At 61.6% G+C, this 16452-nt stretch carries 14 protein-coding genes; 8 read left to right on the top strand and 6 right to left on the bottom strand.

The window, feature by feature from the left end; genetic code table 11:
* Nucleotides 1-142 precede the first annotated feature (142 nt).
* From HZ99_RS16835 to HZ99_RS16845, 3 genes are all read left to right on the top strand, one after another.
* A complete protein-coding gene (locus HZ99_RS16835) occupies nucleotides 143-1183 on the top strand; it encodes a histone deacetylase family protein (protein ID WP_038444549.1) in 1041 nt (346 codons plus the stop codon).
* Nucleotides 1180-2271 carry a polyamine ABC transporter substrate-binding protein gene (locus HZ99_RS16840; RefSeq protein WP_038444550.1) on the top strand — a complete coding sequence of 364 codons (1092 nt, stop codon included), beginning with the start codon at nucleotides 1180-1182 and terminating at the stop codon, nucleotides 2269-2271. The genes HZ99_RS16835 and HZ99_RS16840 overlap by 4 nt, the downstream gene beginning before the upstream one ends.
* 142 nt (nucleotides 2272-2413) lie before the next feature.
* Nucleotides 2414-2683: a hypothetical protein gene (locus HZ99_RS16845; RefSeq protein ID WP_038444551.1), complete on the top strand. Its 270-nt coding sequence runs from the start codon at nucleotides 2414-2416 to the stop codon at nucleotides 2681-2683.
* Between the two features lie 4 nt (nucleotides 2684-2687).
* Here HZ99_RS16845 and HZ99_RS16850 read toward each other — a convergent pair whose 3' ends face one another.
* Nucleotides 2688-4232 (bottom strand): PLP-dependent aminotransferase family protein, encoded by a 1545-nt coding sequence (locus HZ99_RS16850; protein WP_038444553.1) that lies wholly within the window; start codon nucleotides 4230-4232, stop codon nucleotides 2688-2690.
* A gap of 101 nt (nucleotides 4233-4333) precedes the next feature.
* Between HZ99_RS16850 and HZ99_RS16855 the strand changes: the two genes are divergently transcribed.
* The 4 genes from HZ99_RS16855 (at nucleotide 4334) to HZ99_RS16870 (ending at nucleotide 7561) form a co-directional block, all read left to right on the top strand.
* A complete protein-coding gene (locus tag HZ99_RS16855; RefSeq protein WP_038444555.1) occupies nucleotides 4334-4969 on the top strand; it encodes an FMN-binding negative transcriptional regulator in 636 nt (211 codons plus the stop codon).
* A complete protein-coding gene (locus HZ99_RS16860; protein WP_038444556.1) occupies nucleotides 4966-5412 on the top strand; it encodes a GNAT family N-acetyltransferase in 447 nt (148 codons plus the stop codon). The genes HZ99_RS16855 and HZ99_RS16860 overlap by 4 nt, the downstream gene beginning before the upstream one ends.
* A 10-nt stretch (nucleotides 5413-5422) precedes the next feature.
* The gene (locus HZ99_RS16865) at nucleotides 5423-6094 is read left to right on the top strand and encodes a GNAT family N-acetyltransferase (RefSeq protein WP_038444558.1); all 672 of its coding nucleotides are present in this window, start codon (nucleotides 5423-5425) and stop codon (nucleotides 6092-6094) included.
* 213 nt (nucleotides 6095-6307) lie between these two features.
* Nucleotides 6308-7561, top strand: coding sequence for an autotransporter outer membrane beta-barrel domain-containing protein (locus HZ99_RS16870; RefSeq protein WP_038444560.1), 1254 nt, complete (start codon nucleotides 6308-6310; stop codon nucleotides 7559-7561).
* Nucleotides 7562-7639: 78 nt separating this feature from the next.
* Here HZ99_RS16870 and oadA read toward each other — a convergent pair whose 3' ends face one another.
* Nucleotides 7640-9448, bottom strand: a complete 1809-nt coding sequence (gene oadA / locus HZ99_RS16875; protein WP_038444562.1) for a sodium-extruding oxaloacetate decarboxylase subunit alpha — start codon at nucleotides 9446-9448, stop codon at nucleotides 7640-7642.
* Nucleotides 9449-9459: 11 nt separating this feature from the next.
* Nucleotides 9460-10875 (bottom strand): acetyl-CoA carboxylase biotin carboxylase subunit, encoded by a 1416-nt coding sequence (locus HZ99_RS16880; protein ID WP_038444564.1) that lies wholly within the window; start codon nucleotides 10873-10875, stop codon nucleotides 9460-9462.
* 194 nt (nucleotides 10876-11069) lie between these two features.
* Here HZ99_RS16880 and HZ99_RS16885 point away from each other — a divergent pair, with 194 nt between their 5' ends.
* On the top strand, nucleotides 11070-12044 hold the full coding sequence (locus HZ99_RS16885) for a LysR family transcriptional regulator (protein WP_038444565.1): 975 nt from the start codon (nucleotides 11070-11072) through the stop codon (nucleotides 12042-12044).
* Here HZ99_RS16885 and HZ99_RS27900 read toward each other — a convergent pair.
* The 3 genes from HZ99_RS27900 to HZ99_RS16895 all read right to left on the bottom strand — a co-directional run bounded on the left by HZ99_RS27900 (nucleotide 11974) and on the right by HZ99_RS16895 (nucleotide 16214).
* Nucleotides 11974-12171: a PA3496 family putative envelope integrity protein gene (locus HZ99_RS27900; protein ID WP_080727720.1), complete on the bottom strand. Its 198-nt coding sequence runs from the start codon at nucleotides 12169-12171 to the stop codon at nucleotides 11974-11976. The two genes, HZ99_RS16885 and HZ99_RS27900, sit on opposite strands and share 71 nt — an antisense overlap.
* A gap of 140 nt (nucleotides 12172-12311) precedes the next feature.
* Nucleotides 12312-13178 (bottom strand): transcriptional regulator HexR, encoded by an 867-nt coding sequence (hexR, locus tag HZ99_RS16890; protein ID WP_029290040.1) that lies wholly within the window; start codon nucleotides 13176-13178, stop codon nucleotides 12312-12314.
* 162 nt (nucleotides 13179-13340) lie between these two features.
* Nucleotides 13341-16214 (bottom strand): EAL domain-containing protein, encoded by a 2874-nt coding sequence (locus HZ99_RS16895; RefSeq protein WP_038444567.1) that lies wholly within the window; start codon nucleotides 16212-16214, stop codon nucleotides 13341-13343.
* Between the last annotated feature and the right edge of the window lie 238 nt (nucleotides 16215-16452).

Consider the following 16452-nt stretch of genomic DNA (forward strand, 5'->3'; position numbering starts at 1 on the left):
CGTCAGCGCACTATCGAGGGGCGAATAGCGGACATACTCTTTGGCCTGATCAATCCCCTTTTGGCCGCTCCTGCCGTTCTCTTGCGCCCGCCGTGCAGTAACACTGCATGGCATCCCAAGCAGCCTGCGGAGCACAACAACAATGCTGACGATCTACTCGGACGATCACCATCTGCATCACGGCCGTTGCGAATTGATGGACGGGCAACTGATGCCCTGCTTCGAAATGCCCTCCCGCGCCGACCACGTGTTGCAACGGGTCAAGGACCGCGAACTGGGCCCGGTGCAACCGCCCCAGGACTTTGGCCTGGCGCCATTGCAACGGGTCCACAGCCGCGACTATCTGGATTTCTTCAAAGAGGCCTGGCAACGCTGGACGGCCTTTGGCCAGGATGGCGACCTGCTGCCCTACACCTGGCCCGCCCGTACTTTGCGTCGCGTCATGCCCTCCAGCCTGCACGGGCAACTGGGCTATTACAGCTTCGACGGCGGCGCGCCGATTACCGCCGGTACCTGGCAAGCAGCCTATAGCGCAGCCCAGGTTGCACTGACGGCGCAGCAGGCCATCCAGCACGGCGCGCACAGTGCCTTCGCCTTGTGCCGGCCACCGGGACATCACGCCGCCAGCGACTTGATGGGCGGCTACTGCTACCTCAACAATGCCGCCATCGCGGCCCAGGCCTTTATCGATCAGGGCCACACCCGGGTCGCGATACTGGATGTCGACTACCATCACGGCAATGGCACCCAGTCGATTTTCTATGAGCGCAGTGACGTGCTTTTCACCTCGATCCACGGGCATCCGGAGGCAGAGTTTCCGTTTTTCCTCGGTTATGCCGATGAACTCGGTGAGGGGCCTGGCACTGGCTTCAACTTCAACTACCCGCTCCCCGCCGGCTCTGGCTGGGACAGCTGGAGCGTCGCCCTGGAACAGGCCTGCACACAAATCGAGCGGTTGGGCGCCCAGATCATCGTCGTGTCCCTGGGGGTCGACACATTCAAGGACGATCCCATTTCGCAGTTCAAGCTCGACAGCCCGGACTACCTGGCCATGGGCCGGCGCATTGCACGCCTGGGCAAGCCGACCTTGTTCGTGATGGAAGGCGGTTATGCCGTGGAAGAAATCGGCCTCAATGCCGTGAACGTCCTTGAAGGCTTTGAACACGAGAGGTCAGCCCAATGAACAGGCTCAAGTCGCTGTTGCTGTGTGCTGCCGTGCTGGGCAGCACCGTCCAGGCCGAAGAGAAAACCCTGCGGGTCTACAACTGGTTCGACTACATCACCCCCAAGGCCCTGGAGGACTTCAAGGCCGGGAACCCGGCGATCAAACTGGTCTACGACATCTTCGACACCAACGAAGCCCTGGAGGCCAAGCTGCTGACCGGCAACTCCGGGTATGACGTGGTGGTACCGTCCAATGTGTTCCTGGCCAAACAGATCGAAGCCGGCGTGTTCCAGCCCCTGGACCGCAGCCAGTTGCCGAACTGGAATCACCTCGACCCCACGTTGATGAAGCTGATCGAGGTCAACGATCCTGGCAATAAATTCGCGGTGCCCTACATGTACGGCACCATCCTCATTGGCTTCAACCCCGACAAGATCAAGGCGGCGTTGGGCGCCAATGCGCCGGTGGACAGCTGGGACCTGATCTTCAAGGAAGAAAACCTCAGCAAGCTCAAACAGTGCGGCGTCGCCCTGCTGGATTCGCCGTCGGAAATCCTGCCGCTGGCCTTGAAGCAGCTGGGCCTGGACCCCAACAGCAACAACCCCGAGGACTATCGGCAAGCCGAAGCGCTGCTGCTGAAGATCCGCCCTTACGTGACCTATTTTCATTCATCCAAATACATGGCCGATATCGCCAATGGCGACATCTGCGTCGCCGTCGGTTACTCCGGCAGCTTCTCCCAGGCCGCCAACCGTGCCAAGGAGGCCAACAACGGCGTAACCGTCGATATGCGCCTGCCCAAGGAAGGCGCGCCGATTTGGTTCGACATGCTGGCGATCCCCAAGGGCGCGAAGAACCCGCAAGACGCTTACACCTTTATCAACTACCTGCTGCAACCCCAGGTCATTGCCCCCATCAGCGATTTTGTCGGTTATCCCAACCCCAACAAGGACGCCACCGAACAGGTGGACCCGGCTATTCGCAACAACCCCAACCTGTACCCGACCGATGCCGCCATGACCACCCTGTATACCTTGAAACCCTTGGCCCGCGAGGCCGAACGCGCACGGACACGGGCCTGGACCAAAATCAAGTCCGGAACCTGATCCATACACCCGCCAGACGCCTGCCGCGTTTAACGCGGCAGGCTATTTATCTACCCTACCTGGCATTGCCTGCGTCGTTACCGTGGGTTTCTCCGGCTTGTCGCTATCGGCCCCTGGCCCAACGACTGCACAGGTAACACCCATGCCCAATGCCTCTTTCGCCAATAACCACGTCTCCATCAATCACAACAATCACCTCCCCCACACCGCCACCCGCCTGGAACGTACGGCGCAGACTATCGAGAAAGCGCTGACCCGGCTCAATCTCACCGAAAGCGACCGCCCGTCCGCCGCCCTCAATAGAAAACTCCACGACAGCACAGCGCACCTGTACGAGCTGGGTAAAAGTACCCGCGTCAGCCTGCCATTGGCGCGTTCGTTGTTCTTCGAGCAGGCAAACCCCGAGGTCTGACGTGTCATGCGCCTTGCCATGCCTTGCGCAGCCGGGCCAGTGCCTCACCGATAGCGGTTTCAGGCACCGCGGCAAAGCCCAGCACCAGCCCCGCACGCTGATCGGGTGGCGTGCTGGAACCTGGCAGCCAGTAGGTACTCAAGCCGTTGATCTCGACATCAGCGGCCTGCGCCTGGGCCAGCAACTCACGTTCTCGGGCAAGGCTTTGCACCCGCACCGTCAAGTGCAAGCCTGCCGCGACACCGGGCAGGTTGCTGACGCCCGGCAGGTCAGCGGGCCAGCCCGCCAGCAAGACATTGCGCCGGCTCAATGCGGCACGCCGCATCCGCCGTACATGCCGCTGGAAATGCCCGGTGGCCATGAACTCGGCCATCACCGCCTGGGTACTGACTTCAGAGTGGCGCACGTCCACCGCCCGACGCCGGGCAAACGGCTCGACCAAGGCCTGTGGCAAGACCAGATAGCCCAGGCGCAGGGCCGGAAAAGCGACTTTGCCGAAGGTACCGACATAGAGCACCCGCCCACAGCGGTCCAGCGCTGCCAACGGCGCCAGGGGCGCGCCGCTGTAGCGGTATTCGCCGTCGTAGTCGTCCTCGATGATCCAGCCGTCGCAGCGCTCGGCCCAGGCCAGCAACTCCAGACGCCGGGCCAGGCTCATGACCACCCCCAACGGGTATTGATGGGACGGCGTGACATACGCCAGGCGACTGGCCCCCAACGCCGTACAGTCGATGCCCTCACTGTCCACCGCCACACCGAGCAACTGCCCCCCGGCATTCGCGAACGCATGCCCGGCAGCACGGTAGCCGGGATTTTCGATCGCCACGCCATCTCCCGGCCTGACCAACAACTGTGCACAAAGGCTGATGGCCTGCTGCGCACCACTGGTGATCACTATTTGCTCAGCCGTGCATTGCATGCCCCGGGAGCTGCGCAAGTAGGCGGCGATCAGCCCGCGCAGGCGCTCATCACCGGCGGGGTCGCCATAACACAGCTGCTGCAGGTCCGGCTTGCGCCAAAAAGCCGCATTCAGCTTGGCCCAGACGTCGAACGGGAACAGATCGAAAGCCGGTACACCCACTCGAAATGCCCGTGGCGGCCCGGTGGGCGGCAACGGCAGATGGTTGCTTTCCAGACGCGTCAGCGCCGGATTGTGGATAACTTTACCGGGCGCCACACCGGACAAATCATCATCGATTGTGGATAAGGCTGGGGATAAGCCTGTTGAAAACCCTGTGGACAGTTTTGTGGATAATTTTTTTGCGCCGCTCGCGGCGGGCGGCAATTGCGCCACATAGGTTCCATCACCGACCCGCCCTTCGATAAAGCCTTCGGCATACAACTGGTCGTAGGCACGCACCACACTGTTACGGGAGATGCCCAATGCCACCGCCAGATCGCGACTGGCGGGCAATCGGGTTCCGCTGGCCAGTCGCCCATCCAGTACCCGCTGGCGCAAGGCCTGGTAGAGCTGGCGTGCCAGCCCCTGGCGGCGATCCAGATCAATACCGGCTGGGTTGAAGGGCAACGCAGGCGCTGAGGGCGACATGGCACGGCTCCAGAATTGGACCTATGAAATGAACAGAAAATGGCTCTTACAACGAACCATTAGCCTGCCTACGATGCAGGCATTCGCCAAGGAAAATCTCCATGTACACACCCCGCGCCTTTGCCCTCCAGGATCTACCCGAATTGCAGCAACTGATCCAGCACACACGCCTGGCGCAGTTGGTGACCCTTGGCGAGCAGGGCCTGCAAGCCAGTCACCTGCCGTTGCTGCTCAATCCCGAGGAAGGCCCCCATGGCACCCTCTACGGGCACCTGGCCAAAGCCAACCGCCAGTGGCAGGACCTGCACAATGGCAGTGATGCCCTGGTGATCTTTGCCGGTGCCGAGGCTTACGTCAGCCCAGCGTTTTATCCGGCCAAGGCCGAGCACGGCAAAGTGGTGCCGACCTGGAATTACATCGCCGTACACGCCTATGGCCGGGCCGAAGTGTTCTCCGATGCCGAGCGCCTGCTCGGCGTCGTCGGCGCCCTCACCGACCGCCACGAATCCGGCCGCGCCCAGCCGTGGAAAGTCAGCGACGCACCCGCGGACTACATCGACGGCATGCTCAAGGCCATTGTCGGTTTCGCCCTGCCGATCCAACGCCTGGAGGGCAAACGCAAGCTCAGCCAGAACCGCAGCGCGGCCGACATCGCCGGCGTGCGCCAAGGGCTCGCCGCGAGCCCCGATGTACGCGATCAGACCCTCGCCCGATTCATGCCCAAGGAGCCCTCATGAACCCGATCCAAATCCGCCCGGTAGAAGCCGCCGACCACGCCGCCTGGTTGCCCCTGTGGCAGGCGTACTTGCACTTCTACAACACCCGGTTGCCAGACGCGGTCAGCACCAGTACCTGGCAACGCTTGATCGACCCCCGCGAGCCGACCTATTCGGCCCTGGCCTGGCAGGACGCCAAGGCGGTGGGCATGGTCAACTTCATCTATCACCGGTCGAACTGGAGCATTGAAAACTCGTGCTACCTGCAAGACTTACTGGTGGAGCCCGCCCAGCGGGGCACCGGGGTTGGCCGCAAGCTGATCGAATACGTCTACACCCGCGCCAAGGCCGACGGTTGCGGCAAGGTCCACTGGTTGACCCATGAGACCAATGCCACCGCTATTGCGTTATATGAGCGCATCGCCGAACGCCCCGGTTTCATCCAGTTTCGCAAAGGCCTTTAAGGAGAGCAGCATGTCGACTTCACTTACAGACTGGAAAGGCGTCCCACCGCCCACCGCCCACCGGATCGAGGGGCGTTTTATCCGCCTGGAAAAACTCGACCCGGCCCGCCACGGCGAAGGACTGTGGCATGCGCTCCAAGGCCCCGGCGCCGATCCCAAGTTGTGGGACTACTTGCCCTACGGCCCGTTTCCCGAGCGTGCTGTCTTCGACACCTGGCTGAACAACCATGCGGCCAACAGCGACCCCTACTTCTTCAGCGTCATCGACCGGGCCAGCGGCGACGTGCAGGGTATCCTCAGCCTGATGTCCATCGTCCCGGCCCAGGGCCGCATCGAAATCGGCCACGTCACCTTCGGCGCGCCGATGCAGCGCTCGCCCAAAAGCACCGAGGCGGTGTATCTATTGGCCAGGCATGCCTTTGAACTGGGCTACCGGCGCCTGGAATGGAAGTGCAACAACGCCAACGCCCGCTCCAAATACGCGGCCGAGCGGTTGGGGTTCAGTTTTGAAGGGGTGTTCCGCCAGCACATGGTCGTCAAAGGGCAGAACCGCGATACCGCGTGGTATTCGATCCTTGACGGGGAATGGCCGATGGTGGGTGCCGGGTTCGAGGCGTGGCTTAGCGAGGCCAACCAGACAACTGATGGGCAGGTGAAAAGCCTGGCCCAATGCCGAGGCTGACGCCGCCGTTGTCGGCGTTGTCGAGCCCCGGCGACCTTTGCCGTCTCAAGTAAGATGGCTGCCTGGCTGTGCGTCTCTAAAAGCCACAGCCCCTGCGCCTTTATTCGCTCGACACCCAAGACATCTCCCGCCGACTTCGAACGCCCTCCCTGACAGTTATCCTCCCTGCGCCTCGCTAAATTCCCGGCCTCACATATATGAGGTTCGGACCGTATGCCCTACATATCCAAGCGACTCACCCTTGTCATCACCTTCGCGTTGAGCGCTTTCAACATTCAAATGGCCGCGGCACGCGGCGATATGAGACCGCCCAGCGACCCTGAACCTGCCAGCCCTTTTTACTTCATCGACTACGCCACCACCGACAATGGCCGGCAGGTCGCCCAAATGCTGGACCGCGCCGTGGACGAACTGCTGGTGTCGGACACCTTGAGTGACGCGGAGCGCTATCTGATAACAAAAGACGCTGAGTACTTCAGCAGCCTGGCACCCGAGAGGATCGGCGCGGTGCTGGAGCAACTGGCCGCCAGCCAGAACGCCAACCTGGGCAGCGCCACCCGCAACAGCCTCAAGCCGCTGCACACCAGCCTGCTGTCAGCCATGGGCGAAGTGAACGGCGACGCCTCTGGCCGTTTCTGGCTGCACGGCCTGGGCAACGTCGGCGGCCTGGAGGGCCAGCACGGCGCAACCGATCTACAGCAACGGACCCAAGGCCTGATGCTAGGCGCCGATTGGGCCGTGGACCCGGCCTGGCGCGTGGGTGTCATGGGCGCAAAATCCACCAGCGACCTGAGTGCCAAACGCTTCAAGGCTGGGCTGGACAGCTGGCACCTGGGCGCTTACGCAATGCGCCAGGACGGCCCGCTGACACTGCGTTTGGGCGCGATCCATAGCAGCCACGCCGGCCAGAACAAGCGCAGTATCGACTTTGATTTCATCGATCATCGAGAACAGCTCAAGGGCAAGTACACCGCGCAAAGCCAGACGGTTTTCAGCGAGTTGGGCTATCGCGTGGACCACGGCAGCTTCACCGTCGAACCCTTCGCTGGCGTGGGTTATCAGCGTTACCACCGCGAACGCTTCAAGGAAAAAGGCGGCCTCAGCGCGCTCAGTGTCGGCGAGCAGACCCAGCAGAATCCAAGCAGCACTTTCGGCCTGCGCATGACCGGCCTCTATACCCTGGACAACCAGATGACGCTCAAACCCCACGTCAGCGCCAGTTGGACACATCTGTACGGCGATGTCGGCAGCCGCGTGCGCCAGTCCTCGGCCTGGGTGGACAAGTCCGTGTTCAACAGCGACTTCACCATCGAAGGCACATCCCTGGATCGCGATAGCCTGACGCTGCAAGCCGGGCTGGGGCTGGGCGTGTCGACGAGCCAGAGCGTCGGCCTGACCTACACAGGTGACGTTGGCACACGCAGCAAAAACCAGGCCCTGATAGGCCAATGGACCCTGACGTTCTGATTTCGCATTTTTTGCAGGCGAAAAAAAAGGGGGCAACATGCCCCCCGAGGATTAAGCGGTAGTGTCGAAGGCTGTGGATCAGCCTTCGATTTCAATCAGGATTTCACCCGGGTTGACGCGGTCGCCCTTGGCCACATGCACAGCGGTGACCTTACCGGCGATGGCCGCCTGCACTTCGGTCTCCATCTTCATTGCTTCGGTGATCAACACGGCCTGGCCGGCCTTGACCACGTCGCCTTCCTTGATCAGTACATCCACGATATTGCCCGGCATCGCCGTGCTGACATGACCCGGCTCGCTGGCCTGCTTGCGTTTGCTGGTACCGCTGCCGACAAATTCGTTGAGCGGCTCGAACACCACTTCTTCCGGCATGCCGTCGATGGACAGGTAGAAGTGGCGCTTGCCTTCGGCCTTGACCCCGACACCGGTAATATCGACGCGGTAACTTTCGCCGTGTACGTCGATGACAAACTCGGTCGGCACACCTTCACCGCCGGCACGGGCTACGCCACCGGCTTCAGGGATCGGCAGCAGCACTTCAGGGGACAAGGTCCCGGCATCGCGCTCTTCCAGGAACTTGCGCCCGATATCCGGGAACATGGCGTAGGTCAGCACGTCTTCTTCGGATTTGGCCAGCGTGCCGATTTCACCACGCAGTTTGGTCATTTCCGGCTTGAGCAGGTCGGCCGGGCGCACGTCGATCACCTCTTCACTGCCAATGGCCTGGCGCCGCAGCTTCTCGTTCACCGTGCCCGGCGCCTTGCCGTAGCCGCCTTGCAGGTAAAGCTTCACTTCGTTGGTGATGGTTTTGTAGCGCTCGCCGGCCAGCACGTTGAAGAACGCCTGAGTGCCGACAATCTGCGAAGTCGGGGTCACCAGCGGCGGGAAACCCAGGTCTTCACGCACCCGCGGAATTTCCGCCAACACTTCGCTCATGCGGTTGAGGGCGCCCTGCTCTTTCAGCTGGTTGGCCAGGTTGGAAATCATCCCGCCCGGCACCTGGTTGACTTGCACACGGGTGTCGACGGCGGTGAATTCGCTTTCAAACTGGTGGTATTTCTTACGCACGGCGTAGAAGTACAGGCCGATTTCCTGCAGCAGTTCCAGGTCCAGGCCGGTGTCGAACTCGCTGCCTTTCAGGGCGGCGACCATCGACTCGGTGCCCGGGTGGCTGGTGCCCCAGGCAAAGCTGGAGATGGCGGTGTCGATATGGTCGGCACCGTTTTCGATGGCCTTGAGTTGGCACATCGCGGCCAAACCGGCAGTGTCGTGGGAGTGGATAAAGATCGGCAGGCTCTGCTCGGCCTTCAGCGCCTTGACCAACTCGCCAGTGGCGTACGGGGTCAGCAGGCCCGCCATGTCCTTGATCGCCACCGAGTCGCAACCCATGGCTTCCATTTGCTTGGCCTGGGCCACAAACGCCTCGATGGTATGCACCGGGCTGGTGGTGTAGGCGATGGTGCCCTGGGCATGCTTGCCCGCGGCTTTCACGGCTTCGATGGCCACGCGCAGGTTACGCACGTCGTTCATGGCGTCGAAGATGCGGAACACGTCGATGCCATTCACGGCAGCCTTGGCGACGAAGGCTTTGACCACGTCGTCGCTGTAGTGGCGGTAGCCCAGCAGGTTCTGCCCACGCAGGAGCATTTGCAGGCGCGTGTTGGGCAACGCAGCACGCAGTTTGCGCAGGCGCTCCCACGGGTCTTCTTTCAGAAAGCGCACGCAGGCGTCGAAGGTCGCGCCGCCCCACACTTCCAGGGACCAGTAGCCGACTTTGTCGAGCTTGTCGCAGATCGGCAGCATGTCGTCGGTGCGCATGCGGGTCGCCAGCAACGATTGGTGGGCGTCGCGCAGGATGGTGTCGGTTACGAAGATTTTCTTAGACATTGGAATGTTCCTCACAGGCCTGCGTGGGCGGCAATGGCGGCGGCGATGGCCAGGGCCAGCTCTTCGGGTTTGCGCTTGATCGAGTAGTTGGTCAGCTCAGGGTGGCTTTCCACAAAGCTTGTATTGAACTGGCCACTGCGGAATTCCGGGTTGCGCAGGATTTCCTGGTAATAGGCGGCGGTGGTCTTCACGCCTTGCAGGCGCATGTCGTCCAGGGCACGCAGGCCGCGGTCCATGGCTTCTTCCCAGGTCAACGCCCACACCACCAGTTTCAGGCACATGGAGTCGTAGAACGGCGGGATGGTGTAGCCGGTGTAGATCGCCGTATCGGTGCGCACGCCCGGGCCGCCGGGGGCGTAGTAACGGGTGATCTTGCCGAAGCTGGGGAGGAAGTTGTTCTTCGGGTCTTCAGCGTTGATGCGAAACTGCAACGCGAAGCCACGGTGCTGGATATCTTCCTGTTTTACCGACAGCGGCAGCCCGGAAGCGATGCGAATCTGCTCGCGGACGATGTCGATCCCGGTGATTTCTTCGGTGATGGTGTGTTCCACCTGCACCCGGGTGTTCATCTCCATGAAGTACACCTCGCCCTCGGCGAGCAGGAACTCCACGGTGCCGGCGTTCTCGTAGCCCACAGCCTTGGCCGCACGCACCGACAGGTCGCCGATATAGGCGCGCTGTTCCGGCGTCAGTTGCGGGCTTGGAGCGATTTCGATGAGTTTCTGGTTACGGCGCTGGATCGAGCAGTCGCGCTCGAACAGATGCACCACGTTGCCAAAGCTGTCACCGAGAATCTGCGCCTCGATGTGCTTGGGATTGACGATGCACTTTTCCAGGAACACTTCCGCCGAACCGAAAGCCTTGGTGGCCTCGGAGATCACGCGGGGGAAGGCTTGTTCGAGTTCTTCGCGGCTGTTGCAGCGACGGATACCGCGACCGCCACCACCGGAGGTGGCCTTGAGCATCACCGGGTAGCCGATGCGGTCACCTTCGGTCAGCGCCTCGGCGATATCGGCGACGTTGCCTTCGGTGCCGGGGGTGACCGGTACGCCGGCCTTGATCATGCTGCGGCGCGCTTGGGTCTTGTCGCCCATGCGGCGAATCACTTCGGCCGATGGACCGATGAATTTGATTCCACGTTCGGCACAGATATCGGCCAGTTCGGCGTTTTCCGACAGGAAGCCGTAGCCGGGGTGCAACGCGTCACAGCCGGTTTCCACCGCCAGGTTCACCAGCTTGCGCGGGTTGAGGTAACCGGCCAGGGGCTCGGCACCGATGCTGTGGGCCTCGTCGGCGCGCTTGACGTGCAGGGCGTGCCGGTCTGCGTCGGAATAGACCGCCACCGAACGGATACCCATTTCGGCACAGGCCCGCACGATACGGACGGCAATCTCACCACGGTTGGCGATCAGGATCTTTGTTATCACTTGGAAATTCCCTTGAGCCGATTGCTGCATTCATCGACCTGCTAGACCAGGTCGGCGCGTGACCAAATGTTTCAAGCCAGTCGCGAGAGACACACTATGCGCACTTAGGGATTAACAAAAATCAATAATTATTGGGCTGTGTATAAGTAAAGACTTATAGTTGGCGCTACAACCCCAGCGAGCCACCTTGAATTATGCGCAAGTCATTGATGCGTATGACATTACGCCAATTGCAGATTTTTAATGAGGTCTGCGATTTACGTTCCTACAGCCGCGCCGCCGAGGAAATGTCTCTTACACAACCAGCCGTCAGCCTACAAATTCGCCAGCTTGAAGAGCTGATCGGCCAGCCGCTGTTCGACTACGTGGGCAAAAAGCTCTACATGACGGAAGCCGCCGAAGCCCTGCAACGGGCCAGCCGGGACATTTTCGGGCGCCTGGAAAACCTCGATATGCAGCTCTCGGACATGCAAGGCTCGCTGCAGGGGCAATTGAAGCTGGCGGTGGAGTCCAGTGCCAAATACTTCGTGCCGCATTTGTTCGCGGCCTTCAAGCGCCAGCATCCGGAGGTGCAGTTGCACCTGACCGTGGTCAACCGCGCCCAGGTGATCCGCCGGCTGTCAGACAACCGGGATGACCTGGTGATCATGTCCATGGTGCCTCAGGACATGGGGCTGGAGTTCCTGCCATTTCTCAACAACCCGATTGTGGCGGTGGCCCCGCCGGACCACCCGCTGAGCCTGCAAGGGCCGCTGCGCCTGCAGGACCTGGAGCCTTACACCTTGCTGCTGCGCGAGCCGGGTTCCGGGACGCGACTGGCCTGCGAGGAATACTTCAAGGAAAAGCGCGTGCACTTCACCCAGACGGTGGAAGTGGCCTCGGCCGAAGCGCAGCGTGAGTGCGTCGTGGCGGGGTTGGGCGTGGCGCTGCTGACGCGCCACGCCCTGAACCTGGAACTGGCCACCGGCGGGCTCAAGGAGCTGCCGGTAGAAGAACTGCCGCTGTACCGCAGTTGGTGCCTGGTGCAGGCCAAGGCCAAGCGCCTGTCACCGGTGGCCCATGCGTTCCTGGGCTTTATCCGCAGCGAGCGGGTGCAGATCAGCGCGCTGGCTGAACGCTTCGCTGGGCAGCTGCGGGCGCCTGCCAGTGCAGTTCCGGGTAGTCACTGATGTTCTGCAGCAGTTGACGCTGTTCGCAGCGATCTTCAATTGCACGCCGGAACGCCATGCGGCGCTGGTCTTCCTGCTGACGACGGGTCTTGACGGTGCTGGTGCTGTCTTCGTAGTGCCGGGCCATTTCGAGTCTCCCAATGCGAGTACGGGGAGTTCAGGATGGGCGCGGGGGATGACGGTTTGGCGGCGCGGGGGTTACAGGACGATGAATCTTGCGGATACAACACCGGCCAGCTCCTACAGTTGACCGAGTGCGACCTTGGGTCAGTCGTCGAGGGCTTTGACGGACTTGGGCGACAACCGCAGGCTGCGCAAGCTGCGCTTGACGCTCTTGAGGTGGTTGACCAGGCTCGGGCCACGGGCCATCGCCACGCCCATCGCCAGCACGTCGATCACCACCAGGTGGGCGATACGCGAGGTCAGCGGGGTGTAGATTTCGGTGTCTTCATGCACATCGATTGCCAGGTTGACCGTGGACAGCTCGGCCAAGGGCGTCTGGCTCGGGCACAGGGTGATCAACGAGGCACCGCTTTCACGCACCAGGTTGGCGGTGATCAGCAAGTCCTTGGAGCGGCCCGACTGGGAAATACAGATCGCCACATCGGTGGGCTTCAACGTCACCGCCGACATCGCCTGCATGTGCGGGTCGCTGTAGGCCGCCGCGGTCAGCAGCAGGCGGAAAAACTTGTGCTGGGCATCCGCCGCCACTGCGCCGGATGCACCAAAACCGTAGAACTCCACGCGCTGGGCCTGGGACATGGCCGTCACGGCTTTTTGCAGCTCGATCGGGTCGAGCTTCTCCCGCACTTCCATCAGGGTGTGCAGGGTGGTGTCGAAAATTTTCAGGCTATAGTCGGCGACGGAGTCGTCTTCATGAATCGCGAACTGCCCGAAGCTGGCGCCGGCCGCCAGGCTCTGGGCCAGCTTGAGCTTCAAGTCCTGGAACCCCGAGCAACCGATGGCGCGGCAGAAGCGCACGATGGTCGGCTCGCTGATCCCCACACTGTGGGCCAGGTCAGCCATGGAGCTGTGCATCACGGCCGCAGGGTCAAGCAGCACGTGATCGGCAACCTTGAGTTCCGATTTGCGTAACAGGTGGCGCGACTGGGCGATATGTTGCAACAGGTTCAAAGGGCAGGACTCTTGTTATTGGCAGACGCCAGGGATGTAGCAAGCTTGTAGTTATACTACAAGAATTGTTGATTTGCCCGTTCGATGCATCACTAAATCGACCTGCCAACCACTGAAACAGCGGGCAGGCACTATGTAGCCACTTGGGCGGGCCGAGCGACGCTAAGAAATATCTGCATTTTTTCGTAACAAATCCGCCAGGCCCTCCGCCTCGATTGGCCGGCTGATCAGATAGCCCTGCACTTCATCGCACTGCTCGGCCCTGAGGAAATCCAACTGCTGCAGATCCTCCACCCCCTCGGCCACCACCTTGAGCGCAAGCCCATGGGCCATGGCGATGATGGCCCGGGTAATCGCCAGGTCTTCGCGCCCCTGCCCCAGGCCACGGATAAACGTCTGGTCGATCTTCACGTAGTCCACAGGAATGCGCTTGAGGTAACTGAGGGACGAATAACCGGTGCCAAAATCATCGATGGCCAACTTCACCCCCAAGTCACGCAATTGCTGGAAGGTGGCGATGATGTGCTCGACGCTGTCGAGCAATTGGCTTTCGGTCAATTCCAGCTCCAGGTATTGCGGCGCCAACCCGGTTTCTTCCAGGACCTGGCGCACCAGGCTGACCAACTTGCCCTGGCGCAACTGGTGCACCGACAGGTTGACCGACACCCGGATCGGCGCCAGGCCCTGGCGCTGCCATTCACACGCCTGCCAGCAGGCCTGGCGCAGTACGAACTCGCCCAGCGGCACAATCAACCCGGTTTCTTCCGCCAGGCCGATGAAATCACCGGGCGGCACGCTGCCCCATTGTGGATGATCCCAGCGCACCAGCGCCTCGGCGGCGTTCATCTTGCCAGTGGCCAGGCACAGTTTGGGTTGGTAGAACACCTGCAATTGACGCTCATCGATGGCTTTGCGCAGTTGATTTTCCAACTGTAAGCGCTCAAGGGTGCTGGCTTGCAGACTGTCGGTGTAGAACTGGAAGTTATTGCCGCCCAAATGCTTGGCGTGCTGCATGGCCATGTTCGACTGGCTGACCAATGCGGAAATTTCCCGCGCGTTATCCGGTAACAAACTGACACCGATTGAGGCACTGACCACCAACTCATGCCCCTCCACCGTCACCGGTACCCGCAACTTGGCCAGCAATCGCGTAGCGACCCGCGCCAGGCTCGACAGACTGCCATAGGCATCGAACAGCACCGCAAATTCGTCGCCGGACAGCCGTGCGATGGTGTCGGCCTCCGGCAAGGCATTGATCAGGCGCCGGGCCATTTTCTGTAGCAACTGGTCGGCGACTTCATGGCCCAGGCTGTCATTGAGCAGCTTGAAACGGTCCAGGTTGATATGCAGCAACGCCAGGCTGCGGCCACCCTGGCGTACCCGTTGATGGGCTTCACGCAGGCGCTCGCGAAACAGCGAGCGGTTGGCCAGCCCAGTCAGTTCGTCGTAATGGGTGAGGTAGCGCATGCGCTCCTCGGACTCACGCCGCGCCGACAGGTCGGCGAAAAAGCCTACGATGTGACTGACATTTCCCCGGACATCTCGCACGACGCTCAATTGCAGCCACTGGGGATACAGCTCGCCGTTCTTGCGCGCCTCCACCAGTTCGCCCTGCCAACTGCCCTGGCTCAACAAGGCCTGGCGAATCATCGGGAAGTGCCGGCGTGCATCGCGACTGCACGGCAATTCCACGACATTGCGGCCAAGCATGTCGTCGATCTCAAAGCCGGTGACACGACTGAAAGCCTGGTTGACCGCAATCAACACATACTCCGGGTCCAGGATCACGATGCCTTCGCTGGCCGCTTCAAACACCGTGGACGCCAGCCGCAGTTGCTCTTCCGCAGCCTTGCCGGCACTGATATCGCGCCGGGTGCCGAGCATGCGTGTCACGCGCCCGCCGGCGGTACGCTCCACGGCGCGCCCGCGGTCCTCGACCCACACCCAGCGCCCGTCACCATGGCGCACGCGGTACTCCACCTGATAGTCGTCGCTGCGACCTTTCAAGTGCTCGACCAACGCGCGCTTGAGCAGTGGCAAGTCGTCCGGATGCAGGCGTGGCTTGAGGTCGCGCAGCATTGCCATGACGTGTTCCGGCTCCAGGCCAAACAACTCCTTGAGCTGAGTGTGATGGACCTCATCGGTTTGCAGGTTCCAGTCCCACAGCCCCAGCTCACTGGCCTGCAATGCCATGGCCAGGCGCGCTTCGCTTTTATTCAGGGCCAGGCTGGCGGCGTCCAATTGCTGGCCGCGCTGTTCGACACGGTGTTGCAGGCCGACCTGGGCCTCACGCAACTCCTGCTCGACCTGGCGCCGCTGCTCGACCTCGCGCACCAGTTCCTGATTCAGTTGTTCGCTACGCTGGCGGGCCTGTTGCAAGTGCTCGATCAGGGCCTGGTTCTGGAAGCGCCGCAGTAAACCGCGCTGGATCAGGCGGTTGACCTGCCAGGCCACCAGGCTCAGGGACGCCAGCAGAATCAGGCCCAGGTAACTCCAACCCTGCAAGTGCGGTTCGCCGCTCAACAACAGGTAAAGAATGGTGGGCACCAGGCAGGGCAAGGCAAATGACAAAAACGCCGGCACGCTCACGGCGTAGGCCACGCTGGCCGATAAGGTCGCCACGCCAATCAGGCCAAAGACCCAGGCCTGTTGTACGAAGTTGTCCAACGGCACCAGGGCAATGGCGGCACTCGCCAGGGTCAGGCCACTGGCCGCCGAACCCAACATGAACATCCGCCGCCAGAACGGCTGGGCCTGCCGGCTGGGCAAGGCGCTCTCGAAGGCCGCCACCTGGATCACGCGCATCGCCACCAGGGCCAGCAACCACACCAGCCACGCGCTGACCAGCACATAGCGCTGCGGGCTCCAGAGCAACCAGGCGCAGACCAGACCGTTGATCAACATCAATAAAGTGGGCAGCAACGAACCTTGGTACAACAGACGCGTGCGCTCGACCGCCATCTCCATGGCGTAGTGCTTGCGGATAACCTGCGCCGGCGCAACAGAAGGGCCAGGCAGGTCAGTGCTGAGGGTCATAGGCAGTGTTCTTATAATCGTGAGCCCGAAACGTCGACGGAGCATACACAAGCAGGCGTGCAGACCAAACTGCTCTGGATCATAAAAATCTGCGAATAACCCCCGCAAACCTTGGGCCCAGAGGGGCTGAACAAGACAGGCCGCGGGCTGCAGCCGATGACTTACCGGTCATCACCGTGGCCCGACTATTTGCCAATTACAGGTCGCCGCGGTTTTTTGTATCGACCATCCGGCAATG

This window comes from Pseudomonas fluorescens, assembly GCF_000730425.1.
Taxonomy (GTDB): Bacteria; Pseudomonadota; Gammaproteobacteria; order Pseudomonadales; family Pseudomonadaceae; genus Aquipseudomonas; species Aquipseudomonas fluorescens_X.